Source organism: Streptomyces sp. WAC06614, from assembly GCF_003949795.1.
Classification (GTDB): domain Bacteria; phylum Actinomycetota; class Actinomycetes; order Streptomycetales; family Streptomycetaceae; genus Streptomyces.
In genome coordinates this window covers 1-2,062 of record NZ_RPRY01000601.1, presented here as the reverse complement: position 1 = coordinate 2,062, position 2,062 = coordinate 1, and the positions used below count along the sequence as shown (strand labels likewise).

Genomic DNA, 2,062 nt, shown 5'->3' with positions numbered 1-2,062 from the left:
GGGCGGAGGGGTCCTGGGGGGCTACTTGGTGATCCGGGGCCCGGCGGGCGGCGTCTGCGGCGGGATCGGCGCGGTGGCCGCCGACTGCGGCGAGGCCGGGTTGGCCAGGGCCGACGGCGGGGCGACGGAGGCCGTCGGATCCGGCTTCGGGGCCTCTTCCTCGGTCTCGGCGAGCGGCATCCCGCCCACGATGGCGATCTCGGCCTCGTCGAAGGCCTCCTTGATCCGCCAGCGCAGCTCGCGCTCCACGGCGAACTGCTTGCCGGGCATCGTCTTGGCCGAGATCCGTACGGTCATCGAGGCGAGCAGCACCTCGGACAGGCCCAGCACCTCCACCGGACCCCACAGGTGCTCGTCCCACGGCGTGTCCTTGGCCATGCCGTCCGCCACCTCCTGGAGCACCTCGCGGATCCGCTTGAGGTCCTCGCTCGGCTTGACCTGGACGTCGACGGTGGCGGTGGCCCAGCCCTGGCTGAGGTTGCCGATCCGCTTGATCTCACCGTTGCGGACGTACCAGATCTCGCCGTTGTCACCGCGCAGCTTGGTCACCCGCAGGCCGACCTCGACCACCTCGCCGGAGGCCACCCCCGCGTCGATCTTGTCCCCGACGCCGTACTGGTCCTCCAGGATCATGAAGACGCCGGACAGGAAGTCCGTGACCAGGTTCCGGGCGCCGAAACCGATCGCCACACCGGCCACACCGGCGCTCGCCAGCAGCGGGCCCAGGTTGATCTCCAGGGTGCCGAGCACCATCAGCGCGGCCGTACCGAGGATCAGGAACGAGGCCACCGAACGCAGCACCGAGCCGATCGCCTCGGAACGCTGGCGCCGCCGCTCGGCATTGACCAGCAGGCCGCCCAGCGTGGTGCCCTCCACGGCCTCCGCGCCGCGGTTCATCCGCGTTATCAGCTTGGTCAGGGCCTTGCGCACCATCGAACGCAGCGCCACCGCTATCACGACGATCAGCAGGATCCGCAGGCCCACGTACAGCCATCCGGCCCAGTTCTCCTCGATGAAACTGGCGGCGTTGGTGACGCTCTCGTGGGTGTCCCTCACCGTCGTGGACACATCCGGAACCTCGGTCGCGAGAGTGAACGTGGCTGCGGGCCAGGGCACGGCGGGTACCTCCAGATGTAGCGGTCCGCCCGCGGACGGGGGAGAGACGGGCGGACCCACCACACTAACGGGGCGGGCCCCCGCCGCCCTTGCCAGGAGTTGCCGGTGTTCGAGGGAGAGACCGGACTCACACGGGCAGGAAAGAGGGGTGTGCCGGAAAACACCTCCGACCCGTTACGGGCGCGTGGTGGCGCTCCGGCCGGCCGGAAGGAGAGACTGAAGGCAGATCGTCCCGGCGCGAGCCACGCGCCGCCGGCGTACAAGGAGGCATCCGTGCCGCACGTCCTGGTCCTCAATGCGTCGTACGAGCCGCTCGGCGTCGTACCGCTCCGCCGCGCGCTCGTCCTCGTCCTGGAGAACAAGGCGGTCTCCCTGGAGGAATCCGGCGCCTTTCTGCACAGCGCGACGAAGGTCGTCCCCGCTCCCAGCGTGGTGCGGCTCAAGCGCTTCGTGCGGGTCCCCTACCGGGGGCCCGTTCCTCTCACCCGTCGCGCGCTGTTCGCCCGCGACGGCGGCCGCTGCATGTACTGCGGCGGCGTCGCCACCAGCGTCGACCACGTCATTCCGCGCAGCCGGGGTGGCCAGCACGTGTGGGACAACGTCGTCGCCGCGTGCCGCCGCTGCAACCACGTCAAGGCCGACCGGCACCTGCTGGAGCTGGGCTGGCGGCTGCGCCACCAGCCTGCGCCGCCGTCGGGGCTGGCCTGGCGGATCATCGGCACCGGGCACCGTGACCCGCGCTGGATGCCGTACCTCCAGCCCTACGGTGCGGACGACGCGCTGGCCAGGATCGCGGCCCCGGCCGCGGCCTCCTGACACCGCGCCGCGAGGTCCGGGGGCCGCCGGCCCCCGGGCGGCAGCTCCCTGCCACGCCAGGAGTGCGGGCCGGGCCACGGGGTAGGGCTGCGGTGTCCCGCCACCGCCGGCCCTACCCCGTGGCCCGGCC

The 2,062-nt window shown here is 72.0% G+C and carries 2 protein-coding genes; one reads left to right on the top strand and one right to left on the bottom strand.

Annotation, left to right across the window (positions count from 1 at the left end):
• Positions 1-21: 21 nt before the first annotated feature.
• A complete protein-coding gene (locus EF918_RS35145) occupies positions 22-1,068 on the bottom strand; it encodes a mechanosensitive ion channel family protein (protein ID WP_260610990.1) in 1,047 nt (348 codons plus the stop codon).
• Positions 1,069-1,389: 321 nt separating this feature from the next.
• Between EF918_RS35145 and EF918_RS35140 the strand changes: the two genes are divergently transcribed.
• Entirely contained in the window at positions 1,390-1,932 is a 543-nt protein-coding gene (locus EF918_RS35140) for an HNH endonuclease (protein WP_125652903.1), read from the top strand.
• The last annotated feature ends 130 nt before the right edge of the window (positions 1,933-2,062 follow it).